17 protein-coding genes and 3 pseudogenes are annotated in these 24,800 nt (G+C 63.6%); 8 read left to right on the top strand and 12 right to left on the bottom strand.

Going from position 1 to position 24,800, the window contains the following annotated elements; all coding sequences use genetic code 11:
- Window positions 1–121 precede the first annotated feature (121 nt).
- The 10 genes from RX331_RS12090 to RX331_RS12045 all read right to left on the bottom strand — a co-directional run bounded on the left by RX331_RS12090 (window position 122) and on the right by RX331_RS12045 (window position 11,030).
- Window positions 122–1,717, bottom strand: a complete 1,596-nt coding sequence (locus RX331_RS12090; protein ID WP_317256780.1) for a Do family serine endopeptidase — start codon at window positions 1,715–1,717, stop codon at window positions 122–124.
- Between the two features lie 304 nt (window positions 1,718–2,021).
- On the bottom strand, window positions 2,022–2,543 hold the full coding sequence (locus tag RX331_RS12085; protein WP_317256779.1) for a DUF1993 domain-containing protein: 522 nt from the start codon (window positions 2,541–2,543) through the stop codon (window positions 2,022–2,024).
- Between the two features lie 74 nt (window positions 2,544–2,617).
- Window positions 2,618–3,115, bottom strand: a complete 498-nt coding sequence (locus tag RX331_RS12080; RefSeq protein ID WP_317256778.1) for a cytochrome c-type biogenesis protein — start codon at window positions 3,113–3,115, stop codon at window positions 2,618–2,620.
- A gap of 4 nt (window positions 3,116–3,119) precedes the next feature.
- Window positions 3,120–5,102, bottom strand: coding sequence for a heme lyase CcmF/NrfE family subunit (locus RX331_RS12075; protein WP_317256777.1), 1,983 nt, complete (start codon window positions 5,100–5,102; stop codon window positions 3,120–3,122).
- Window positions 5,099–5,587: a cytochrome c maturation protein CcmE gene (gene ccmE, locus RX331_RS12070; protein WP_410708187.1), complete on the bottom strand. Its 489-nt coding sequence runs from the start codon at window positions 5,585–5,587 to the stop codon at window positions 5,099–5,101. The genes RX331_RS12075 and ccmE overlap by 4 nt, the downstream gene beginning before the upstream one ends.
- A 40-nt stretch (window positions 5,588–5,627) precedes the next feature.
- Window positions 5,628–6,731, bottom strand: coding sequence for a c-type cytochrome biogenesis protein CcmI (gene ccmI / locus RX331_RS12065; protein ID WP_317256776.1), 1,104 nt, complete (start codon window positions 6,729–6,731; stop codon window positions 5,628–5,630).
- 161 nt (window positions 6,732–6,892) lie between these two features.
- Complete coding sequence (locus RX331_RS12060; protein WP_317258099.1) at window positions 6,893–8,299, bottom strand: hypothetical protein; 1,407 nt, start codon at window positions 8,297–8,299, stop codon at window positions 6,893–6,895.
- 156 nt (window positions 8,300–8,455) lie between these two features.
- On the bottom strand, window positions 8,456–9,829 hold the full coding sequence (locus RX331_RS12055; protein WP_317256775.1) for a sensor histidine kinase: 1,374 nt from the start codon (window positions 9,827–9,829) through the stop codon (window positions 8,456–8,458).
- A 98-nt stretch (window positions 9,830–9,927) separates the two neighbouring features.
- Window positions 9,928–10,599 carry a response regulator transcription factor gene (locus RX331_RS12050; protein ID WP_283033564.1) on the bottom strand — a complete coding sequence of 224 codons (672 nt, stop codon included), beginning with the start codon at window positions 10,597–10,599 and terminating at the stop codon, window positions 9,928–9,930.
- Between the two features lie 278 nt (window positions 10,600–10,877).
- Window positions 10,878–11,030: a hypothetical protein gene (locus RX331_RS12045; protein WP_317256774.1), complete on the bottom strand. Its 153-nt coding sequence runs from the start codon at window positions 11,028–11,030 to the stop codon at window positions 10,878–10,880.
- Between the two features lie 250 nt (window positions 11,031–11,280).
- Here RX331_RS12045 and RX331_RS12040 point away from each other — a divergent pair, with 250 nt between their 5' ends.
- Both RX331_RS12040 and RX331_RS12035 read left to right on the top strand, forming a co-directional pair.
- Window positions 11,281–12,249 (top strand): Ku protein, encoded by a 969-nt coding sequence (locus RX331_RS12040; RefSeq protein WP_317256773.1) that lies wholly within the window; start codon window positions 11,281–11,283, stop codon window positions 12,247–12,249.
- A 31-nt stretch (window positions 12,250–12,280) separates the two neighbouring features.
- Complete coding sequence (locus tag RX331_RS12035; RefSeq protein WP_317256772.1) at window positions 12,281–12,520, top strand: hypothetical protein; 240 nt, start codon at window positions 12,281–12,283, stop codon at window positions 12,518–12,520.
- A gap of 34 nt (window positions 12,521–12,554) precedes the next feature.
- Here the strand turns inward: RX331_RS12035 and RX331_RS12030 are convergent, their stop codons facing one another.
- Together RX331_RS12030 and RX331_RS12025 are read right to left on the bottom strand one after the other, a co-directional pair.
- Window positions 12,555–12,719, bottom strand: coding sequence for a Flp family type IVb pilin (locus RX331_RS12030; protein ID WP_317256771.1), 165 nt, complete (start codon window positions 12,717–12,719; stop codon window positions 12,555–12,557).
- 442 nt (window positions 12,720–13,161) lie between these two features.
- Complete coding sequence (locus tag RX331_RS12025; protein WP_317256770.1) at window positions 13,162–14,760, bottom strand: porin; 1,599 nt, start codon at window positions 14,758–14,760, stop codon at window positions 13,162–13,164.
- 368 nt (window positions 14,761–15,128) lie between these two features.
- On the opposite strand from RX331_RS12025, the gene RX331_RS12020 reads away from it, so the two are divergent.
- From RX331_RS12020 to RX331_RS11995, 6 genes and pseudogenes are all read left to right on the top strand, one after another.
- Window positions 15,129–16,763 carry a thiamine pyrophosphate-requiring protein gene (locus tag RX331_RS12020; protein WP_317256769.1) on the top strand — a complete coding sequence of 545 codons (1,635 nt, stop codon included), beginning with the start codon at window positions 15,129–15,131 and terminating at the stop codon, window positions 16,761–16,763.
- 97 nt (window positions 16,764–16,860) lie between these two features.
- A pseudogene (locus RX331_RS12015) lies at window positions 16,861–17,073 on the top strand (type 1 glutamine amidotransferase); the annotation flags it as partial.
- Window positions 17,074–17,403: 330 nt separating this feature from the next.
- Window positions 17,404–18,000: pseudogene (locus tag RX331_RS38755) on the top strand (GAF domain-containing protein); the annotation flags it as partial.
- 48 nt (window positions 18,001–18,048) lie between these two features.
- A pseudogene (locus RX331_RS12005) lies at window positions 18,049–23,160 on the top strand (GAF domain-containing protein); the annotation flags it as partial.
- Window positions 23,161–23,162: 2 nt separating this feature from the next.
- Complete coding sequence (locus tag RX331_RS12000; RefSeq protein ID WP_317256768.1) at window positions 23,163–23,552, top strand: response regulator; 390 nt, start codon at window positions 23,163–23,165, stop codon at window positions 23,550–23,552.
- Window positions 23,549–24,796, top strand: a complete 1,248-nt coding sequence (locus RX331_RS11995; protein WP_317256767.1) for an adenylate/guanylate cyclase domain-containing protein — start codon at window positions 23,549–23,551, stop codon at window positions 24,794–24,796. Before RX331_RS12000 ends, RX331_RS11995 begins: the two co-directional genes overlap by 4 nt.
- Window positions 24,797–24,800: the final 4 nt, after the last annotated feature.

The raw sequence follows: 24,800 nt of genomic DNA, 5'->3' as shown, positions 1-24,800 counted from the left end.
GGGGGCGTGTTCCGAAGGAAGGTTGCCAGTGGGAGCGAGTTTTGCACCCGCTCCCCGGAAGGAGACGTCGGCGGGGGCGACGAATGCCGGCGAAACCCTCCATCTGATATCTAGTCCTCGTTTAGCCCTTCGCCAGCGGCACCGCGACAAAGCGCGACGAACCGCCGCTCTTCACGCGCATGAGAACACTGTTCTTGTTCTCGGTCCGCGCGGTATCGATCGCCTCGCGCACCTCGCCTGCCGTCGCGACGCTCTTGCCGGCGACCTCGAGAATGACGTCGCCTTCCTTGAAGCCGCGCTCGGCCGCCGCGCTCTTCGGGTCGACCTCGGTCACCACGACGCCTTCCCGGCCTGCGCCGGCCACGCTGTTGGCAGGGGCTACCGTCAGGCCGAGCTTCGGCACGCCGGTTCCCTTGGTGGCTCCGCCGCGGTCTTCCTTGTCGTTGTCAGCCTTGGCCTCGACCGTATTCGGCAGCTGGCCGAGCGTCAGGTTGAAGACCTTCTCCTGGCCCTTCTGCAGCACGTTGAGTTTCACGGCAGTGCCGGGCGGCAGACCGCCGATCGTGCGGGCGAGCTCCTTGGCATCCTTGACCGGGGTACCGTTGACACCGGTGATGACGTCACCGGACTGGATGCCGGCCTTGGACGCCGGGCCATTCGCCTGCGGTTCCGCGACCAGCGCGCCTTCCGCCTTCTTCATGCCGAGGCTGTCGGCGATGTCTGAGGTCACCGGCTGGATCTGGACACCGATCCAGCCGCGGCTGACCGTGCCCTTGTCCTTGAGCTGGGCGACCACGTTCTTGACCGTGGAAGCCGGGATCGAGAACGCGATGCCGACGCTGCCGCCGGACGGCGAGTAGATCGCGGTGTTGACGCCCATCACTTCGCCATTGATATCGAACGCCGGACCGCCGGAGTTGCCCTTGTTCACGGGCGCGTCGATCTGGATGAAATCGTCATACGGGCCGTTGCCGATGTCGCGGCCTGATGCCGAGACGATGCCGGCGGTCACGGTGCCGCCCAGGCCGAACGGGTTACCGACCGCCAGCACCCAGTCGCCGATCCGCGGCTTGGAGTCCGACAGCTTGGCGAACGGGAAATCCGTGCGACCCTCGACCTTGATCAGCGCCAGATCCGTGCGCGGGTCGGTGCCGATCACTTTCGCGGTATAGGTCTTGCCGTCGTCCGTCGTGACCTCGACCTTGTCGGCGCCGTCGACGACGTGATTGTTGGTCACGGCATAACCGTCAGGCGAGATGAAGAAGCCGGAGCCCTGCCCCGTCACCGGGCCACGGCCGCCACGCGGTCCGCCGCGCAGGCCGGGCGGCAAGCCATCCGGACCGCCGAAGCGGCGGAAGAAGCGCTCCATTGGCGAGCCCGGCGCGAACGGCGAGTCCTCGTCCTTGTTGGCGCTGTCGTCCTTGCTGCTCTTGTCGGCGATGTTGATCTTGACCGAGATCACCGACGGCTTCACACGCTCGACAATGTCGGCGAAGCCGATGGGACGCTCGACCTTGCGGACCTCGTTATTGACCTGCGCATGCGCCGCGCTGGTGAAGACATCAATCGGGCCCTGCTGCGGGCCAAAGCCGTACACGGCAGCGCCGAGGCCGGCGACGACGGAAGCCATCAGCGCGAACTTGCGTGCGGAGAATAGCGAGCGGCGCGGCGCGCCGCGGGAGGGTAGCTGCGAAAGATCTACGGGACGTTCGGTCATTCTTGAAATCTCCAGAGCCTGAATTCTTCATTTTCAACGGTGCGGGGGCTGGGCACCTGACAGGACCTGAAGATGGGGTCTGCCGCCTTACCGCCCGCTGGCTGGGGCATTAAAGTTTGGTAATGCTGAGGGATCGGCGTGCGGCAGAATAGCGCAGGCAATCAATGGCTTAGCCGGGGCCGAAAAAGGCATTCGGCGGGCGAAACGCCCCCGGTCTGGATGCAGCAATACAAGGCCACAGAGGCTTGGCCCCAGCGAGCGAACCGGCCAGTGCGCATGCCGATATGCGGCTAGGTTTCCAACCTCAGCCCTTCATCTTCAGCCGCCCCATGAAATCGCGCTTGCCGAGCGGCACGCCGTTGGTGCGCAAAATGTCGTAGGCGGTGGTGGCGTGGAAATAGAAATTCGGCAGCGAGAACGACATCAGGAAGTCTTCTGCCATGAATGGCAATTGCCGGTCGGCAATGTGAAAGACGACGTCGCGGCCGCCGAGCGCGTTGACGGCTTCGGGCGTCCAAACCGACAACGCCTCGCGGGTTTGCGCGACCAGCCCTTGTAGTCCGGCGTAGTCATAGGGCGTCTTAGACGCCGGCGGACGAAACTCTCCGCTTTGCACGCCCTCGATGGCGCCGCGGGAATGTTGGGCGACGGAGATGATCTGGAAGCGAAGCGGCAACATGTCAGGCGCAAGCCGTGCCTCCACGATGGTTTCCGGATCGATATTGTTGTCGCGAAAATGCTTGAGACCGCGCTCGAGGAAACCGCTGACCGCGCCGAGCGTCTGCAGATAGTTCGCCACGGTGGCGTCGTAGAGCGAAAAGGCCATGTCCGGTTTCCCCCTGCCTTGATTGTTTTGCAAGGGAGTCATAGCGGAAGCCGGCCCGCTTGCAATGCATGCGCTCAAGCCTTCCTGTCCGCGGCATCGGCCGCTAGCAGGCGCTCCAGCCTTTCCTCTTCCTCCTCGGTCAGGTCGCGCAACGACGGATCGGCGGCGCTGCCGGGGGCCGGACGGCGTCGGCCGTAGTACCAGAGCGCCAGTCCGCCGCCGGCCAAGGCGAGCGGCGGCAATAGCCACAGCAACAGCGTATGCGGCGAAAAGCGCGGTTTAAGCAGCACGAACTCGCCGTACCGCGCGACCAGGAAATCGATCACCTGTCTGTCGCTGTCGCCGCCCGCGATCCGCTCGCGCACCAACAGCCTGAGGTCGCGCGCCAGCGGCGCATCGGAATCGTCGATCGACTGGTTCTGGCACACCATGCAGCGCAGTTCGCGCGACAGATCGCGCGCGCGGGCTTCCTTCGCCGGATCCGCCATGATCTCGTCGGGCTGCACGGCGTAAGCGGCCGGCGCACCCGACAGCAGGGCGGCAACGAACAGACTGGCGAGAAGCTTGTTCACGAGCTCACTCCGCCGGCTGCAGCGTACGCGCGGCCTTGGCCGGCTTCGGCGCGCCGACGCGCAGGCGGCGGTCGGACAGCGACAGCACGCCACCGAACGCCATCAACACAGGCCCCCACCAGATCAGCAGCACCAGCGGCTTGTGATAGATGCGGACCGCGATCGCGCCTTCGGCATTGGTGTCGCCGAGCGAAATATAGAGCTGGCTGGCGCCGCGGGTCAGCAGCGCGGCCTCGGTGGTCGAGGCGCCGCGCGTGGTGAAGTTGCGCTTCGAGGGCGTCATCACCTGCAGCGTTTCGCCGTCTCTGCTAACCGTGAACTGCGCGATCATCTCGCGGAAATTCGGTCCCTGCCGCTGCGTGATGCCGTCGAGCTTGAGTTGATAGCCGGCGACGCTCGCAACGCTATCCACCTTCATCGTACCGATATATTCACTGTTCCAGGTGGTTTCACAGACGACGCCGATCAGGGCAATGCCGAGGCCGGCATGCGCGAAGGCGGTGCCCCAGGTCGCGCGCGGCAAGCCGCGCCCGCGGCGCAGCGCAGTACCAAGGGGAACCCGGAATAGCCCGATGCGCTCGGCAAGGTCGCTGACGGCGCCACCGATCACGAAGATGGCAAGCCCGATCGCCAGCGGCGCGAGCGTGGCGCCGCCTTGGGTCCACGCAAACAGCACCGCAATCGCGACCAGCGCCACGAGGCCGGCTGCCGTCAGCCGCTGCGCCGCGCCGAGGAGATCGCCACGCTTCCATGCCAGCAGCGGGCCGAACGGCACCGCAAGCAGCAAGGGCACGAACAGGGGACCGAAGGTCAGGTTGAAGAACGGTGCGCCCACGGAAATCTTGTCGCCGGTCAAAACCTCCAGCGCCAGCGGATACAGCGTTCCGATGAACACGGTGGCGCAGGCGGAAGTGAGAAAGAGATTGTTGAGCACCAGCGCGCCTTCGCGCGAGATCGGCGCAAACAGCCCGCCCTGCTTCAGCGTCGACGCGCGGAAGGCGTAAAGCGACAGGCTGCCGCCGATGAACAGGCATAGGATCAGCAGGATGAAGACGCCGCGCGCCGGATCGGTCGCAAACGCATGCACGGAGGTGAGTACGCCCGAACGCACCAGGAAGGTGCCGAGCAGCGACAGCGAGAAAGTCAGGATCGATAAGAGGATAGTCCAGACCTTCAGCGCGTTGCGCTTCTCCATCACGACCGCGGAGTGGAGCAGCGCGGTGCCAGCGAGCCAGGGCATCAGCGACGCGTTTTCAACGGGGTCCCAGAACCACCAGCCGCCCCAGCCGAGCTCGTAATAGGCCCAGTAAGAGCCCATGGCGATGCCGAGCGTGAGGAAGATCCACGCCATCAATGTCCACGGCCGCACCCAACGCGCCCAGGCGGCGTCGATGCGGCCTTCGATCAGCGCGGCAACTGCGAACGAGAACGAAATCGAAAAACCGACATAGCCGAGATAGAGCATCGGCGGATGCACCGCGAGACCGATGTCCTGCAGCACCGGATTGAGGTCGCGGCCCTCGATCGGCGGGCTTGCAATGCGCAAGAAGGGATTGGAGGTGACGAGGATGAAGAGATAGAAGGCGGCAGCGATCCAGCCCTGCACAGCCAACACATGCGCCCGCAGCGATAGCGGCAGATTGTTGCCAAACGCGGCGACGAGGCCGCCGAATAGCGCCAGGATCAATACCCACAGCAGCATCGAGCCTTCGTGATTGCCCCACACGCCGGTGATCTTGTAGAGCAGCGGCTTCATCGAGTGCGAGTTCTCGAACACGTTGGCGACGGAGAAATCCGAGACCACGTGCAGCATCGTCAGCGCCGTGAACGACGCCCCCACGAACAGCAATTGCGCAAGCGCGGTGGAGCGCGCCACGTTCATCAAGGCATGATCGCCCCAGCGCGCGCCCAGCATCGGCACGATGGACTGGATCAGCGCCAGCGCGAGCGCCAGCACCAGCGCGTAGTGTCCGGCTTCCGCGATCACTTCGTGGTTCCCCCTTGGGGTGTTCCTTGGGCCTGTGCCCCCGGCTTGGCGTAATCGTCCTTCCAGTGCCCCTGCTTCTTGAGGGCGTCGGCGACATCCTTGGGCATGTAGGTCTCGTCATGCTTGGCGAGCACCGTGTCGGCCTTGAACACGCCGGAAGCATCCAATGCGCCCTCGGCGACGACGCCCTGCCCTTCGCGGAACAGGTCCGGCAAAATGCCCTTGTAGGCGACCGGCAGCGTGGCGCTGCCGTCGGCAATGGAAAAATTCACCGCGAGATTGTCGCCCTTCACCAGCGAGCCCGGCTGCACCAGGCCGCCGAGGCGGAACCGCTTGCCGGCTGGAATGTGCTTTTCGGCCGCCATGGTCGGCGTGGAAAAGAACACGATGGAATCACGCATGGCGTTCAAGACCAGTGCCGCCGCAATCGCGAGCACCGCGAGCGAGCCGCTGATCATGGTCAAACGCCGTTGCTTGCGCGTCATTTCTGTTCCCTACTTTCCGTTATTTGTGCTGCCGCCCTGCTCATCCATCCAGCCCAAGTTTCTTCAGGCCGTCATTGAGCTGCCGCAAGCGTTCCGCGTCGCCCGCAACCGCCTGACGCGCTTGCGTTTGCGCGCTCACCGCCTTATCGCGCTCCCCCATCACGATATAGGCCCGCACCAGCCGCAACCATCCCTCGACATCGTCGCCGTTCTGCTTCAGCCGCGTCGCGAGGCGATCGACCATGCCGCGGATCATCGCGTTACGGTCGTCTTCATTCATGTCCTTGGCGGCAGCCATCGCGTCGCTGGAGACCGCCGGCGCGGCTGGCGCGCCGACCCTCGCCAGGGCCGCCTGGAGCAGCGGCCGCCATGGCGCGTCGGCCGGCGCCTTGGCCAGCATGCCTTGCCAGATCTTAGCCGCATCGGCCGGGCGGCCGTCCTGTTCGGCGGCGAGCCCGAGGAAATAGCTGGCCTTGGGCTCATCGGCGTTTTGCGCGACCGCGCGTTCGAACTCGGCCTTGGCCTCGGCGGTGACGACGCCCCCTGCCGCGCCCGCCAGGGCTTCGCCGAGGTCGGAGCGGCGGTCCGCACTGTCGCCGGCATAGGCGATGACGTTGCGATAGGCCCGCACGGCATCGTCAAACCGGCCGAGCCGCGCCAGCACGGGCGCCAGCACGGTCCAGCCGCGTCCGTCGGTCGGTTTTTTTTCCAGATGCGCTTCGACCTGCGCCACCATGTTCTCGATCGGCTGGTTGGCGTCGGCGGTGCGGGTGCGCGCGGCCAGCGGAAAATCCCCAAGATACGGCGAACCCAGCGACAGATAAAACGTCACCGCCACGATCGGCAGCCCGATCAGCGCCACGACCGCAGAGGCGCGGCGCAGGCCAAGGTTCGCGCGCGACGGCAGGTCGCGCTGGCCATCGGCGGCGGCGAGCAGGCGGCGGCCGATTTCCACCCGCGCGGCTTCGGCTTCGGCGACGCCGATCAGCCCGGCAGCCGCGTCACGCTCGACCTCGTCGAGCTGATCCTTGTAGACGGCCGCTTCATTGCCGCCATCAGGCGCGGAGGCCCCGCGGCTCAACGGCCATAGCACGGCGAAGATCGCCGCGACCGTCATCAGCGCGAACACAAACCACAGCGTCATCAAGCGGTTCCCGGAGGCGGAACGGCAGCTCAGGCGAGCCGCCAATGCGCCGCTTTACACCACGGGCGGCAAGCCCGGCAATTGACATTGCGCAATTTGATCACGGCTCCGAAAGGCTTCCGGAGGTCAGGTCAGCAGCGAAACTCAGCGAAATCTCCGGTCTAGCCAGCCTTGGTCGTCTTGCGCTCGCCGGTCACGGCGTTTTCGGCTGCCCGGTTCATCAGCGACGCATAATCGTGGCCGAACAGAATTTCGCAGAAGCGAATCGCTGCCTTGGCCTGCATCTGGCGGTAGGCGCGCGCCTTGGCGTCGCCACCGCGAAGCGCCTGCACCAGGCTCTCGGTGGAGTGCTCGACATAGTGCTGGAGATCGGAATAAGTCCGCAGCGTCACCTCGTTGATGGCCAGCTCACTGGCATAGGTGCGGCACACCGCGACGAAGTCGATCAGGGCGGCGATCTCCTCGACCTCCGCCGAGTCGATCTTGGGTGCGGAGGCGATATCCTTGTCGGCACGTTGCCGCAGCAGGCGGCGGACCCGGCCGGGCACGCTCTCGATTTCCGACTGCAGGGAATTGGAAATATCGGCACGGATCGAGGTGAGCTGGCGGCCCCACGCAGAATCGTTGCGCAGGTCGAGCTCGGTACGCAGCCCGCGCACGCCATCGTGCAGGATTTTCAGGTGGTCGCCGACATTGGTGAACTGACTGCGCCTGATGTCCGTGCGCAGACAGGCGGTGAGGAACGAGAGATCATGCAGCGCGATGGTGACGGCGACGCCGTAGGGTGTGGCGGCCACCCGAACCTCGTCGTCGGATGCCGCCATTTTGACCGCGAGGCGAATGATCTGCCACGGCGAGGCGAGGCGCTGCATGATCAGCGACAGCGCGAACGGCAGCAATTGCGGCGTCTGCAACGAAGGGACGTTGAGCGCCGCGGTCACGGTCTCAAGCTGGGAGGCCGTCAGCGCCCGCAGCTGGCTGGGAAGCTTGCTGCCGAGCACCTCCATCGGCTCGCGGGCCCGCAGCACCGCGCCGATCGAGAGCAGATCCTCGACAACATTTGGCGGACCAATCCGGGAGAGCACACGCTGCCGGTCGTCGCCCTGAGCGGGGCCAGCGACCCGGGCGATGGCCTCGGCCGCGGCGAGCTGGAATTTTCGAGTGGCGGCTTCCAGACCGGCGGTCGAGTCGCTCTGCCTGATCCCGGCGAGCGCGGCTTCGAAGGCTGCGACCGCCTCGGGCGCACCCTCGCGGCTGAGCCACTGCCAGACCGGCAGCAGCGAGGTGCGCCTGATCTGCCCGGCCCGGATCGGAAAGTTGCTTTCGACCAGAAACGGCTCCAGCGGACGGAACAGCAGCCGCGCCGGGTCGTCGGTCCGCGGGCGCGCCTCGTCGTCTTCCTCGCTGCCGCGCACGACCTTGCGAAGCTGTTCGAGCACGAAATTGGCGACGGCGACGTCCTCCCCGCGCTCGATGGCGCGCTCGAACTCGCGCATCAGCAGCGCCTGCGATTGGGGCGGGAGCTGTGCGAGATAGTCCCTCAGCCGCTCGGTCGATGTCTGGCTCATTCGCCTGGTGTGGATGCGTGGTGTCATACGGACGGCAAAAGGCGTCCGCCACCGATCTTAGAAGCGTGCGCGTTAAGAAGCCCTTTAGGAATAATGAAATCAAGCCCAGGCATTGCCAGCCGCCATCCCGTCAACTGCAGGTAATTAGCCTCCGATTCAGATGCCGGGCAGCACCAGTTCCGCCCGCAACCCGCCGATCGGGGCATCGCCGAGCACGAGGCTGCCGCCATAGAGCGCGGCGAGATCGACGACGATCGACAGGCCGAGCCCGGACCCGGGTTTGGACTCGTCCAGCCGCTGGCCTCGCCGGGATACCTGGGCGCGCTCGGCAGCCGACAGCCCGCGGCCATCGTCATCGACGATGATCCGCAGCCGCGGCCCGGTCCCGGGCTCCGCCGGCGGCTCGGCCCGCACCTCGATGGAGACCTGCGAAGCCGCCCATTTGCAGGCATTGTCGACGAGGTTGCCGGCCATCTCTTCGAGATCCTGGCGCTCGCCGCGGAACTTGGCCTGCGCGTCCGCCTTCACCGTGATCGTGATTCCGCGATCGCGATGGATCTTTTCCATGGTCCGCCGCAGCGCCTCGATGGCGGGCGCGACCTCGGTGACGGTGCCGACGATGGTGACACGGGCGGCGATGCGGGCCCGCTCGAGGTGGTGGGCGACCTGATCCCGCATCACATCGGCCTGCTCCAGCACCTTGCTGGCAAAGGGATTTACCGCGTGGGCGTTGGCTTCGTTGACGATGACCGAGAGCGGGGTCTTGATCGCGTGGGCAAGGTTGCCGACATGGGTGCGCGCGCGCTCGACGATCTCGCGGTTGGCGTCGATCAGCGCATTGGTCTCGCGTGCCAGGGGGGCGATCTCGACCGGAAACTCGCCTTCCAGCCGTTCGGCACGGCCGGAGCGGATGTCGGCGATCGCCTCCGAAATGCGCTTGAGCGGCGCCAGGCCGAAACGGACCTGAAAGATCGTGGTCAGGAGCAGCACTATGCCGAGGGCCGCGAAGGTGCCACCGAGATAATAGTCGAAGGCGCGGATCTCGTCGAAAATCTCCGATGCGTCGCCGGCCACGCTGACCAGAAACTTGCCATCGGCCCCGAGGTCGATCGGCCGTTCGACCACCCGCAGGCTTTGCCCCTCAGGGCCGTCGATGTAACCAAGGCGGATGCCGGCCGGCGTCAGCTCGGCGCCCTGCTCCTCCATCTTCGGTAGCTTTTTGTCCCACAACGAACGGGACGCCTTCGTCTCGGCCTTCTCGTCGGTGCGGACGATCTGCCAATACCAGCCGGACAACGGCAGCTCGAACAGCGGCTCGCCAAGCGACTGGAACTGGTGGTCGGGCGGCTCGTCCGGGGTCGCAACCTCGGCAATCAGGGTACGAAGATAAAGGTTGAGGCGGCGGTCGAAGGCGCGCTCGGTGGCGTTGCGATAGACCGAGGACAGGATCACGCCTGTTATGAGCAGGATCACGACCACCCACGCGGTCGCCGACAGGAACAACCGCGTGGCGAGCGAACTTCCGCGCATCAGAGCACGATCCCGAAAAGCACATCCCCAAGCCCCGATCCAATCGAGCGAGGCCTGTTTTCGGATAAGATCACGCTCGAATAAAAGAGCAAGGCTCATCAGGTTCCGGGCGTCGGCGGCGTCAGGAGATAGCCGAGGCCGCGCACGGTCTGGATGATGTCGACGTCAAGCTTCTTGCGGATGCGGCCGACGAACACTTCGATGGTGTTGGAGTCGCGATCGAAGTCCTGGTCGTAGAGGTGCTCGACCAGCTCGGTGCGCGAAACCACGCGCCCGGTGTGGTGCATCAGGTAGGCGAGCAGCCGGTACTCGTGCGAGGTCATCTTGATCGGGTTGCCGGAGACGCTGACGCGCCCGGTGCGGGTATCCAGCGAGACCGGACCGCAGGTCAGTTCCGACTGCGCATGGCCGGTCGAGCGGCGCAGCAGCGCGCGAATTCGCGCCAGCACCTCTTCGAGATGAAAGGGTTTGGCGACATAGTCGTCGGCGCCGGCGTCAAAACCCTGCACCTTGTCGCTCCAGCGGTCGCGTGCGGTCAGGATCAGGACCGGCATAGCGCGGCCGTTGCGCCGCCACGCCTCCAGGACCGAGATGCCGTCCATCTTGGGCAGCCCGATGTCGAGCACGACGGCGTCATACGGTTCGCTGTCGCCGAGGTAGTGCCCCTCCTCGCCGTCGAATGCGCGATCGACCACATAACCGGCATCCGTCAACGCCGTCGTAAGCTGACGGTTGAGATCCGGATCGTCCTCAACAACAAGCAGGCGCAAGCTGGCCTCCGAAAGTGAACCCTACGATATCAGGATCGCCAGATGAGGCCCACCGGCGTGAACGGCCCATGAACGGCGGATATGAGGCAATGTTACTTTTTTGTCATGGGGGCTTCCCCGGTCCCGCCCAGGAGACCGAACGCCTAACATGCCGTATCGGAGGCTCCAGGCGGGCTCGCAAAGGCACCCGCGCCCGTTGGTCGCACCGCCGGGCCAAAAGCTGACGCGCCTTGCCGATCTCCGGGAAAGGCAGGCTAACCGGCCCGCAGGTCAGATCCTCAGGTGCGGAAAAATACGAACCAGACGATACCCAGGATCAGGACTGCGAGCCCGGTCGACACCGACAGGAGGGCGAGCACCGACGGGCCGGGTTCGGCCTGACGCGCCTCGGTCGGGGTTTCGACGATCTGGCCATGCCGTTGCGTTGCCATGGTGACCTCTTCGAGTAAGTGCCTGTAAATGCCAGCGAATGCTTCGACACCGGCCGTTAAAGCAACGCCTGATCGGAAATGATGTTCCGGGCTTCCGATCGCCTCGCATTGAACCGTCAAAAAAGGACCCTCGCCCGCGCCCACCAGGACGGTTAACGCCAATCGGCGATTCCCGGCCCGGCCATGTTTGAGACCGGGCGATCCGATGGTATCGTCGCCCGATTGTCTGTTGCGTTTTCCGGAGTAGCCCATGGCCCCCCGCGCCAATTGGAAGGGTTTTCTGCGCCTCTCGCTGGTGACCTGCCCGGTCGCCCTCTATCCGGCGACGTCGGATACCGAGAAGGTCTCGTTTAACCAGATCAACCGCAAGACCGGCCATCGCATCAAATATTCGAAGGTCGACGCCGAGACCGGCGAGGAAGTGGCCAACGAAGACATCATGAAAGGCTACAAGGTCGACACCGATACCTACATCGAGGTGTCGAAGGACGAGCTTGACGACATCGCATTGGAATCGACCCGCACCATCGAGATCGACGAGTTCGTCCCGCGGACCGACATCGACAGCCGCTACGTCATCCGCCCCTATTATCTCGTGCCGGACGGCAAGGTCGGCCACGACGCATTCGCTGTCATCCGCGAGACCATCCGTAACATGGACAAGGTCGCGATCGGCCGCGTGGTGCTGACCAACCGCGAACACATCATCGCGCTGGAGCCGCTCGACAAAGGATTGATGGGAACGCTGCTGCGCTATCCCTATGAAGTGCGTAGCGAGAAGGAATATTTCGAAGACATCCAGGACGTGAAGATCACAAAGGATATGCTTGATCTTGCAAAGCATATCGTCGAGCAGAAGTCCGCATCATTCGAGCCGGAGCAGTTCGAGGACCGCTACGAGCAGGCACTGATCGACCTGATCAATCAGAAGCGCAACGGGCTCAGCACCAAGACCAAGGCGGCGCCGAAGACTTCCGGCAACGTCATCAATCTGATGGACGCGCTCAAGCGCAGCCTCGCCAGCGAAACGCAGGCCGCCCCTGCCCCCGCCGCCAAGGCGAAGGGCAAGAAGCCGAAGAAGGCCGCCGCCGGCCAGCGCGAGATGCTGTTGCCGATCAGCGGCAGCGGCAAGCGCGCCGCCAAGGAGACGGCGAAAGAAGCGCCCAAGAGGGCGGAAAAGCCGGTGCGCACCGCCGGCCGCGCCAAGAAGGCCGGATGATCGCGCGATAGACAGCACCGTCTAGCGCGCGATGCCCTGGTCAACCCCGTTCGATGATCCGATACCGCTGCGCGGCGGCCGCAGGCTAGTGACGCTGCAGCAGGCGGCCGATCATGTCATGGCTTTGCCGGAAAGCGTGCAGCACGAGGCGCACTGGCAGACCGCGATCGAGAATCTGATCAAGGCGGCCGAGACCGGCGGAGGCTGGCTGATGTTTGCGCGGATCGCGATGATCCGGGCGCTCAATACGGACGGCAGAAAAACAGGCTAGCCGGCGGCTGCAATTGTCGCCGTTCCTTCCCGAACTACTTGATCGACGTGCCGATGTCGACGAATTTCGTGTTCAGCGCGCTGCCGACGCCGTTGACCGCCGTGATGATCACAATGCTGATGCCGACGGCAATGAGGCAATATTCGATGGCGGTCGCGCCGCATTCATCGTCGACAAATCGTGCCAGTAATCGACGCATGAACAAACTCCTGTCGACGCTCCCCGGAATTTCTCCCGCGCCATACTGGTTAAACTCTAGGACGGAACGGTTGAAGAGCCCTTGAGGAACAGAATGAACGATTGATTAAGGCGATGACACAATCGCAGGGGCCGGCGTCGTACGGTAAGGAAAATTTACCATCGGTTGCTCACCGAGCGTTCATCGTACCGTGATCGGCCTGCGGAGTGAGCGGACATGAGTGCGCAGAAGCGCGACACGGGAATTACATCGACCTCCTGCATGAGAAGACCGATGAGCGGCGCATTGCCGGCATATCGGCGGCCGCGTGATATCCGATCATGGATCACATGCTCGACCTGGTGGTCGCGCTGTTCGGCGCCGCAGCGTAACGAGGTAACCCCGCTCCGCGCGCGGCGCCAAAACAAGGGACCGGGCCGTGGCCCGGTCCGAAACGTCGTTCTCAGAAGTTACGCTGGACGCGGGCCTGGAACAGAACGGTGTCCTGGTCCTTGAACTCGTAGAGCGCGTTCGGCTTCGGAGCGGTCGCCGTGAACACCGACGAACCCGACATCTTCTGATCGAGATGGAACCACTGGATTTCGCCTGAGAAGGTCAGGTTCTTGACCGGGGTCCAGCGGGTCACGATGCCGAGCTGCGAGACGTTGAAGTCGGGATTGCAGGTGTAGTTACCCGCCGCATTGCCGGCCAGCGCTTGGCCTGGATGGCTGGCAGCGAAGGCGGCGCAATAAGCCCCCTTGGCCGTGGTGGTGCCGGCACCGAGCAGGTTGTCGTTCGCACCGCCGTCGTAGCGGACCGCGGAATAGCTGCCGAACAGGCTGGTCGACCAGTTCGGATTCCAGTTGTGGTTGAACGCGCCGCGGACGCCCCAAGCCGTGGTCAGGACGAGGCCGTTGGTGCCGCCGGCACCGGGCATGTAGACGGCATCGGTGGTCGCGCCGAAGCCGGCGCTCTGATAGGCGAAGCCGCTATTACCGAACATCGCAAAGCTCGGCGAGGTGCCGCTGGTAGCGATGACATACTTGGTCGCGCCCTTCGCGTAGGAAGCGTCGATCTTGATGTCGTCGCCCGTGCCGGTCGGCAAGTTCTTGATCTGCAGCGCCGCCATCACCGCGCCGCCCCACTTGGTGTCGGGATGGCCGCTGATTTCGGAAAGCGCAGAGGGAACGCCGCCCGCGGCAAGCGTGTTGTACGAGCCGTTCACTTCATGCGCAGCGGCCGAGAACTGCAGCAGACCCCAGGCCTGATCGATGCGGATGTTGCCGACGATATCGGGCGCATGCACGCCGGCATAGGCGTTCGATCCGGTGCCGTTGACGCCGATCGCCGACGGAATGCCGAGATTGTAGACAGCGGTGCGATCCCACACGGTCGGGTCGTCGAGACCGATCGAGCCTGATACGCCGTTGCCGAACTGAGCGGTGTACTGGATGTTGTTGACGCCGGTATCGGTGTTCTGGCCGCCGAGCAAGGACGAGTTGATATTGCCCGGGAAACCCTGCCACGGCGTGGCGTAGGCCGAGGCGGACTTACCAAAGGTGAAGCCGGCGAACTGGATGAAAACGAATTCGACCGCGACGTAGCCGTTGCCGGCTGTATCGAGCAGGTTCGGGTTGTTGCCCAGGTTGGTTGCGAGGGAGTTGGGGTTGGCCGTGCTGCCGCCGAGCGTGGTGAACTGAATGTCGGCCTGGCCGAAGGTGCGGACCACGCCGTATTCGGTCGCGGTGCGGGTGTCGACCGTCAGCGCAATGCGGGAGCGGGAGACCATGTAATTTTGATAACGGTTATGCTGGCCGATATCACCGTTCCAGCCGGGGGCGCCGTGCGCGCCGCCGTTGAACGTGGTGTCCGCGCGCAGATAGCCGCCAAGCTTGATGCAGGTGTCGGAGCCCGGGATGTAGAAGAAGCCGGCGCCGTACAGCGAGCAGACCCGCACATATTCGACTGCCTTGGCCTTGACCGGAAGGTCGGCCGCCTGTGCCCCGCTCAGGGTCATCAAGGCTGCCGCCGAGCCGAGTATGAGTGTTCGCGCCGTAATCATTAAAGTCTCCTGTCCCGCGATTCATGCAGCTGCATGCTGCACAGGTAATCCAAAATTCCTGATCTGGAATGACAAGCTTGTGATGCCGCGACACTTTGAGGCGCGGCTGTGATGTTTTCGCCACGGCATGCCGGCGGGCCGATGCAAAGACTCTAATTTCGTTTTGCGCCTGAGGCGCCGGAAGCAAGAAAATTCTCCACGGGCTTGCTCTCAGTATTTCTACTAGAGGGGCCTCGCAGTCGGCCAAACGCATATCAGCACTTCCGGGCGCACGCGCCGCGCGCGCTTTACCGCGCGATAAAAGCCTGCTCCAACTGTCGGCAATGGGCCGGATCGAACCGGCTTGCCAATCAGGGGGAGAGACCGTCATGAAGCTCGGCGCCGCCATCGCGGAAATCATGAAGCGCGAGGGAATCGAAGTCCTCTGCGGCTATCCGGTCAATCACCTGATCGAATACGCCGCCAATGCCGACATCCGCCCGGTGATGGTGCGCCAGGAGCGCATCGGCGTTCACATGGCGGACGCGATCTCGCGGGTCACCTCGGGCCGCTCGATTGGCGCGTTCTGCATGCAGCACGGCCCCGGCGCCGAGAATGCGATGGGCGGCGTGGCGCAATGCTACGGTGAATCCGTGCCCGTGCTGGTGCTGCCGATGGGCTATGCGCGCCGGCTCGCCAATATCGACCCGAATTTCAATTCCAGCCAGGCGATGAAGGCGTTCTCGAAATCGTCCGAGCCGGTCAACATCGCGACTGAAGTCTGCAACATCTTCCGTCGCGCCTTCACCAAGCTGAAGAACGGCCGCGGCGGGCCGGTGATCGTGGAAATCCCGGCCGACATGTGGAACGAGGAAGTGCCGGAACCCTTAAACTACACGCCGGTACTACGCACCCGCTACGGCGCCGACCCGGTTCATGTGAAGGAAGCAGCCGACCTACTCGTCGCCGCGAAACGCCCGGTGATCTATGCCGGCCAGGGCGTGCACTATGCAAAGGCCTGGCCGCAGCTCAAGCGTCTGGCCGAGCGCCTCGCCATCCCCGTCACGACCAGTCTGGGCGGCAAGTCGTCGTTTCCCGAGACGCATCCGCTGTCGCTGGGATCGGGCGGCCTCGCCGTGCCGCGCGCGGTGCCGAAGTTCCTAGAGCAAGCCGACGTGATCTTCGGCATCGGCTGCTCCTTCACCGAGACCTCGTTCGGCATCGCCATGCCGAAGGGCAAGACCATCATCCATTCGACGCTCGATCCGAACCATATCAACAAGGATGTCGAGGTCAAGGTCGGGCTGGTCGGCGATGCCGCGCTGGTGCTCGATGCCTTGCTGGAAGAGATCGGCAAGACCGTCACCGCGGATCGCGACGCGACCGCCGTCGCCGCCGAGATCGCCGCCTCCCACAAGGAATGGCTGGCGAAATGGATGCCGAAGCTGACGCACAACGAGGCGCCGCTCAATCCCTATCGCGTGCTGTGGGATCTGCAGCATACGGTGGACATCCACAATACCATTATCACCCACGACGCCGGCAGCCCGCGCGACCAGCTCTCGCCGTTCTGGAAATCGGTCGAGCCGCTGTCCTATATCGGCTGGGGCAAGACCACGCAGCTCGGCTACGGGCTGGGCCTAGCGATGGGCGCCAAGCTGGCAAAGCCCGACAAGCTCTGCATCAACGTCTGGGGCGACGCCGCGATCGGCTTCACCGGCATGGATTTCGAGACCGCGGTGCGCGAGCGCATTCCGATCATGTCGATCCTGCTCAACAACTTCTCGATGGCGATCGAATTGAAGGTGATGCCGATCTCGACGGAAAAGTATCGCTCGACCGACATCTCCGGCGACTACGCCGCGATGGCGCGTGCCTTCGGCGGCTATGGCGAGCGGGTGACAAAACCGGAAGACATCATCCCCGCCATCAAGCGCGGCATTCAAAAGACCCAGGAGGGCGTGCCGGTGCTGCTGGAGTTCATCACCAGCAAGGAGACCGAGGTCTCACGGCCGGGCACCTGAGGTGCAACGCAGCAGATCACGAACGCCTCGAGCGGGGCGATCCATTCGCCCGATGCCGATGGGCTGGAGGCGATCCTCATCACCGGCTCGGCGGCTGGCCGGGCTGCTCTATGGCGGCGGCCAGACGCTCTCGGTGCAGCCGCATCCGGAATTCTCGATCGGCTTCGCGCTGGCCTGCTGCGAGATGGCGCGCAGCAAGGGCGAAGCGCCCGATAGCGTCGTGACACTGGCGCAAGTCTCGCTGGCCGAACCGCTAGACAGCGCACGGCTGGGTGGCGCGATCACGCGCTTTCTGACCCGCTCTGCCTAGATGCGCGGGGGCCGGCACACAAAATCGCGAAAACAACCCCATGCACAGTAGGAAATGTCGGAGATTACGGTAGTATAATACCTGCCATCTCCGCCGGGATCGATGAGCCGCCCATCGGAGGTTCGTCCATCGCGAGGCTGCAGACCGCCGCGCAGGCCTTGGGCGGCACGAAGCGCAAATCTGAAACGTGAGCGCCGAAAGACCGCCTCAAGCTCCCCATGAGCGCTGGCTCTAGCGCTTCCGGAATGAAATAATCCAGATGGAACACCGACGCGAGGGACCAAGGGACCAATCGGTCGTGCCCCGCGCTCCGGGCAGAGACAGTCTGGAATGACGACGCTTCCCGAAAACAGCTCGATCGCGATCGATGAGCTGGAATCAGCCATCACCGAGATGGAGTCGCACCTCGAATCCGTCCGCGCCGAACGGGATGAGGCGAAGGCGCGTCAGGCCGACCTTGAATTCGAAAATGCGAACCTGCGCCGAGAGCTGAACCTCGCGCGTGAGCAGCAGAAGGCTTCCGCCGGTATCCTCAGTATCATCAGCCGTTCGGTGGCTGATACCAACCCGGTATTCGAAAGCATCCTTTCCAGCATCAAGCATCTCTTTGACGGCGAGGAGAGCCTGATCTTTCTCACCGACAAGGATGGCCTGCTGCGGATTGCGGCCGCGCGCGGTGCAAGCGCCGAGGCCGCACGCGAGCGGTTTCCAATTCCCATCGACGGGACGGTGAGCGAACTCGCGATTCGCGCGCGGCGGCTGGTGCGTTCTGCCGACGTCCAGAACGATCCCGACGTGCCGATCAAACTGCGCGAGACCGCTCGCCGGGTCGGACAAAATTATTCGATGGCCATTGCCCCCATGCTCTGGGAAGACAAGGCGATCGGCACGATTTTCGTGGGCCGCTCCTCGATGGTGCCGTTTACCGACCGGGAGTGCGAACTGCTGAATAGTTTCGCCGACCAGGCGGTCATTGCCATCCAGAACGCGCGGCTGTTCAACGAGACGCGCGAAGCATTGGAGCGGCAGACGGCAACGGCCGAAATCCTGAAGGTGATCGCCTCTTCACCGTCAGATGTGCAGCCCGTGTTTCAGGCCATCGCCGATAGCGCCAAGCAATTGCTTGACGGTTTTTCCGCCACTGTTCTGCATTTCATCGGTGACGAGCTGCATCTGGTCGCGTTCACGCCGACCAACCCGGCAGCCGATGAGGGGCTGCAGGGGTCGTTTCCACGGCGCGTGACCGAATTGCCGATCTTCGAGCTGGTACGCGATGGCGCGACCATCCAGTTCCCCGATACCGAGGCTGAGAACGTGCCTGCGACGAACCGCGATCTCGGACGGTTGCGCGGTTTCCGCAGCGTGCTGTTCGTACCCTTGATGAATCAAGGCAAGGCGGTCGGCATTCTCAGCGTAACTCGCACCAAACCCGGCGCCTTCGTTAAACATCACGTGCAGTTGCTGCAGACCTTCGCCGATCAGGCCGTGATTGCGATCGAGAACACGCGGCTGTTCAACGAGACGCAGGAGGCGCTGGAGCGGCAGACCGCCACCGCCGATATCCTGAAGGTCATCGCCTCTTCGCCCTCCGACGTACAGCCGGTTTTCGATGCTATCGCGGCGAGCGCCAAACGCCTGCTCGGCGGCTTTTCCTCGACCGTATTCCGCTTTGTCGACGGCACGGCCTACTTGAAGGCATTCACGCCTACAACGCCGCAAGCGGATGAAGTCCTGACATCGACCTTCCCGCGGCCGGTTGCCGATTTCCAGCCGTTCCGGCTGACGGAGTCCGGCGAGGTCGCGCAAATCCCCGACACCGAAGACCCGGCGTACGAGCTCAAGGACATCGCGCGGGCGCGCGGCTATCGCAGCATTGTGTATGCACCGCTAATGAACAAGGGCGCGTCGATCGGATTCATCGGGGTCACACGCGTTCAGCCTGGCAGCTTCGCTGATCACCATGTGCAATTGCTGCAGACCTTCGCCGACCAGGCGGTGATTGCGATCGAGAACACTCGGCTGTTCAACGAGACGAAGGAAGCGCTGGAGCGGCAGACCGCGACGGCAGACATCCTGAAGGTCATTGCCTCTTCACCATCGGACCTGCAACCGGTGTTCGAGGCCATCGCGGCGCGATCAATCCAATTGGTCGGCGGCCACTCTGCGACCGTGTCGATGTACGTCGGCGACAGGGTCGAGCTGGGAGCGATCACCCCAGTTAACCCCGAGGCTGATGCCGCCCTCAGGGCGTTGTACCCGCGTCGGCTGGCGGACTATCCGCTCTTCGAGCTGGTCCGCGGCGGTGAGGTCGCCCAGGTTTTCGACATGGAGCGCGAATCGCGCGTACCGCCGGCGGCCATGGCCATGGCACGAGCGCGCGGCTTTCGCTCCATGGTGCTCGTGCCCATGAACAGCGACGAAGGTCCGATCGGCGCCATCACCGTCACCCGCAAGGAGCCTGGGACATTCGAGCCGCATCATATTCAATTGCTGCAAACCTTCGCCGACCAGGCCGTGATCGCCATCAAGAATACCCGGCTGTTCGAGGAGGTGCAGGCCAAGACGCGCGATCTCACGGAATCGCTGCGGCAGCAGACGGCGGTCGGCGACGTGCTCAAGACCATCAGCCGCTCGACCTTCGATTTGCAACCGGTGCTCGACACGCTGGTGAATTCGGCGGGACAGCTTTGTGAAGCCGACATGGCCTTCATCATGCGCCGCGTAGGCGATGAGTACCGCGCGGGAGCCGCCGTCGGCTACACCCAAGCTTACATCGACTTTCTCAATAGCCATCCGCTGGCCGTCGACCGCGGTACGGTGACCGGCCGCGCCGTGCTCGAAGGGCGCCCCGTCCAGATTGTGGATGTTGCGGCTGATCCCGAATACACGCTGCATGAAACAACCACGCTCGCCGGCCAACGCACCACGCTCGGCGTGCCGTTGCTGCGCGAGAATGAACCGATCGGCGTGATCGTTCTGGCGCGCACGCGCGTCGAGCCATTCACGCAGAAGCAGATCGATCTCGTGGCTACTTTCGCCGACCAGGCCGTGATCGCGATCGAGAACGTTCGGCTGTTCAATGAGACGCGCGAGGCGCTGGAGCGGCAGACCGCCACGGCCGACATTCTGAAGGTCATCGCCTCCTCGCCCTCCGACGTGCAGCCGGTATTCGACGCCATCGCCGAAAGCGCCAACCGCCTGATCGGCGGCTTTTCGGCGGCTGTGTTTCGCTACATCGACAACAAGATTCATCTGGCGGCCTTCACACCGACCGACACGGAAGGCGACGCGGTCTTACAGGGCTCGTTCCCGGTCCCGCTGGAGCAGTTTCCGCCGTACCACCTGACTCGTGAAGGCGTCCCGGCAGAATTGCCCAATACCGATCTTGAACCAGCAGCACGCGACATCGCACGCGCGCGCGGCTACCGCAGCATGCTGTTCGCGCCGCTGATGAACGAAGGCGAGGCAGTCGGCATCATCACCGTCACCCGCGTCGCGCCCGGCGTGTTCGGCGAGCAGCACACCCGCCTGCTGCAAATGTTCGCCGACCAGGCCGTGATCGCGATCAGAAATGTCGGACTGTTCAACGAGGTGCAGGCGCGCACGGAAGATTTGAGCGAATCGCTGCAGCAACAAACGGCGACCGCGGACGTGCTCAAGGTGATCAGCCGTTCGGCATTCGACCTCGAAACCGTGCTCAATACACTGACCGAATCGGCCGCACGTCTTTGCAATGCCGATATGGCCGCAGTGACGCGGCAGCATCCGGAGGGCGGCTATCACCACGCCACACGATACAATTTCCCGCCGGAATGGGATCGGTTTTCTCAGACCACGCGCGTCTATCCGGGGCGCGGTAGCCTGGTGGGTCGCGTCTTGCTGGAAGGCACGGCCGTGCAGATTCCCGACGTGCTGGCCGATCCCGAGTACGCCTTCCCCGAACAGCAGCGCGCGGGCGGCTATCGCACGCTGCTCGGGGTCCCTCTCCTTCGCGAAGGGCAGCCGATCGGCGTGCTGTTCCTCGGCCGCACCACCGTGGATCCCTTCAGCGACAAGCAGATCGAGCTGGTACAGACCTTTGCAGACCAGGCGGTCATTGCCATCGAGAATGTACGCCTGTTTGAACAAGTGCAGGCGAAGACGCGCGACCTGCAGGAAGCTCTCACATACCAGACCGGCAGCGCCAACATTTTGAAGGTGATCGCCTCCTCGCCGACGGATATCGATCCGGTCTTGCAGTCGATCGTCGAAAGCGCCTGCGATCTGTGCGCGGCCAGCGATGCGGTCGTGCTGCTCCGGGACGGCGACGACCTGCGCTTCAGGGCGCATCATGGTCCCATTGAGATCAATATCGAGAAATGGCCGATCGGCCGCGATTGGGCAGCCGGCCGGGCTTTCCTGGATCAGACCACCGTTCACGTGGACGACGTTTTTTCGGAACAGGCAACTGACTTCGGCAGCAGCCGGGAGCTATCGCGTCATACCGGCGGGGCTGGCGTCCGCACGGTCCTGAGCGTACCCCTGCTGCGCGAGGGTGAGAGCGTGGGCGTGCTCACGCTTCGCCGCCAAGAGGTAAATCCGTTCAGCGACAAGCAGATCAACCTGTTGCGAACCTTTGCCGACCAGGCGGTGATCGCCATCGGCAACGTTCACCTGTTCGAGGAAGTGCAGGCCAAGACGCGCGATCTGGAGGAATCCCTGCAGCAGCAGACCGCCACCGCCGACGTACTGAGGGTGATCAGCGCCTCGCCCGGCGAACTGGAGCCGGTGTTCCACACCATGCTGCAAAACGCTGGGCGGCTCTGCGAGGCGGAATTTGCGATGCTGCGCCTGTTGAAAGGCGACCAATTTCATGGCGTCGCCGCGTGGAATTTGCCTCCCGCCTTCAGCGAATTTCTTGCGCAGACTCCGATCCAAGTCGACCCCAAGCTTCCGCTAGGCCGCGTCGTCACTACAAAGCAGCCGGTTCACGTCCATGATGTCCTGCAGCACGAGGCCTATCTTGAACGCTATCCAGGCATGATCGCCCTCGCGGAAATCGGTGGCGGCCGCACGCTGCTGCAGGTGCCCATGCTCAAGGAGGATCAGCTCGTCGGAACGATTGGCCTCTACCGTCAGGAGGTCCGGCCGTTCACCGAAAAGCAGATCGCCCTGGTGCAAAACTTTGCTGCCCAGGCCGTGATCGCGATCGAAAATGCTCGCCTGCTCAACGAACTGCGCCAGCGTACCAGCGACCTGTCCCAATCGCTGGACGACCTCCGCACCGCGCAGGACCGCCTCGTGCAGACCGAAAAGCTAGCCTCGCTAGGCCAGCTCACCGCAGGCATCGCGCATGAGATCAAGAACCCGCTCAACTTCGTCAACAATTTCGCGGCCCTTTCGACCGAGTTGACCGAGGAGTTGAACGACACGCTCAAACAAGCCGAAATCGGCGAAAAAATCCGTGCGGAAATAGACGAGGTGACAGGGCTCTTGATGGGCAACCTTGAAAAGATCGTGCAGCACGGCAGGCGTGCCGATTCCATCGTCAAGAACATGCTGCTGCATTCGCGCGAGGGCGGCGGCGAGCACCGCCCGTCCGACATCAATGCGCTGGTCGACGAGAGTCTCAACCTCGCCTATCACGGCGCCCGCGCCGAGAAGCCCGGCTTCAATGTGACGCTGGAGCGCGACTTCGATCCCGCCGCGGGGCAGGTCGACCTGTTCCCGCAGGAGATTACCCGCGTACTGCTTAACCTGGTCTCCAACGGATTTTACGCCGTGACCAAGCGCAACAAGGAGGCCGGGGCGCCTGGTTTTGAACCGACGCTGCGGGCGAGCACCAAAAGCCTGGGGGATGCCGTCGAAATCCGCATCCGCGACAATGGGACCGGCATACCGCCGGACGTGAGAGAGAAGATGTTCAACCCCTTCTTCACCACCAAACCGGCCGGCGAAGGGACGGGTTTAGGCCTATCCATGAGCCACGACATCATCGCGAAACAACATGGCGGCACAATTGACGTGAACACTGAACAAGGTCGTTTCACCGAATTCCGCATCGTGTTGCCGAGAACAAGCAATTTTGCAGAAAAATCCAGAGGATAGCCGTGAGTGTTCTGGTTCTGGTTGTCGATGATGAGCCCGACATCGAAGCGTTGTTCCGCCAGCAATTCCGCCGTGACTTGCGCGCGCAGCGGTTCGTCATGGATTTCGCGAATTCCGCGCCGGATGCTTTGGCGCGTGTCGGCTCGAACATCGAGCATTCGCTTATCCTGATTCTGTCTGATATCAATATGCCCGGCATGACAGGCCTCGAGATGCTGCCGAAGGTCAAGCAGATGCGGCCGGAGGTGCCGGTCATCATGATTACGGCCTACGGCGATGCCGACACAAAGCGCAAGGCACTTGAGAACGGCGCGACTGACCTTCTCACCAAACCGATCGACTTCGTGACGCTGCGTCGGGAGATCGATGCCAGGGTTGAGAAGGCCGCATGACTGCAACCATCCTCGTAGTCGACGACGAGCCGGATCTGGAGGCCTTGATCCTTCAAAAATTCCGGCGGCAGGTTCGCGAGGGCTTGGTCAGCTTCATGTTTGCGCGTGACGGGCTCGAGGCGCTGCAGTCGCTCGAGAAGCATCCGCATGTCGACTTGGTGGTCTCCGACATCAACATGCCGCGAATGGACGGCTTGTCGCTGCTCGCCAAGCTGCAGGAATCCGAGGAGAAGAAATCGACCATTATCGTGTCGGCTTACGGCGACATGAGCAATATCCGCACCGCGATGAATCGTGGCGCGTTCGACTTCCTCACCAAGCCGATCGATTTCAGCGATCTCGAAGCGACGATCGACAAGACCCTGCGGCACATCGAAGTGCTGCGCGAGGCACGCCGCCGCCAGGTCGAGGCCGAGCGGGCCCATGCCTCGCTCTCGCGTTATTTCTCCCCCGAGCTCGCCAAGCGGCTGGCAGCCAGCGTGGGGGACGGCACGGAGGTGACCTGGCGCGACGTTGCCGTCATCTTCACCGACATAACCGGCTTTACCTCGCTGGTTGAGACTGCCGTGCCTGAACTGCTCGGAGAGCTTCTCAACGAATATGTGGCCGGAATGACCGACGTCGTCTTCGCGCACGAGGGAACCGTGGCAAAGGTGATCGGTGATGCGATCGAGGTTCTGTTCAATGCGCCCAGCGATCAGCCCGACTATACGCGGCGCGCGGTGGCCTGCGCGCAGGAGCTTGACGTTTGGGCGGAAGCGTTTCGCGAGCGGTGGAAAGCGAAAGACGTGAATTTCGGCGCCACGCGCATCGGGGTTCATGCCGGTCCTGCACTGGTCGGCAATTTCGGGGGCAGCCGCTTCTTTGACTACACGGCTTACGGCGACACCATCAATACGGCGGCGCGGCTTGAAGGGGCGAACAAGCTTCTCGGCACCCGCATCTGCGTCAGCGCGACAGTTGCCAACGCAGTGGAGCATTTCAAGGGCCGACCGATCGGCGACCTGGTGCTGCGGGGACGCAGCGAACCATTGCGCGCCTACGAGCCATTATCGGCGGCGAGTTTCGCGGCGCCTGCGACATCACGGTATGGCGAGGCCTTCGCCAGGCTTGAGGCCGGCGATAGCAATGCAATGCCGGCCTTTGCCGCGCTTGTCGGCTCGCATGCCGACGATCCTCTGGCCAACTTTCATCTCAAGCGATTGCTGAACGGCGCAAAGGGCGCCCGCATGCAAATCGAGTAGGCAC

It is taken from the genome of Bradyrhizobium sp. BWA-3-5, from assembly GCF_032917985.1.
GTDB lineage: Bacteria > Pseudomonadota > Alphaproteobacteria > Rhizobiales > Xanthobacteraceae > Bradyrhizobium.
The sequence above is the reverse complement of the archived record's forward strand: the minus strand, read 5'-3'. Positions and strand labels throughout refer to the sequence as shown.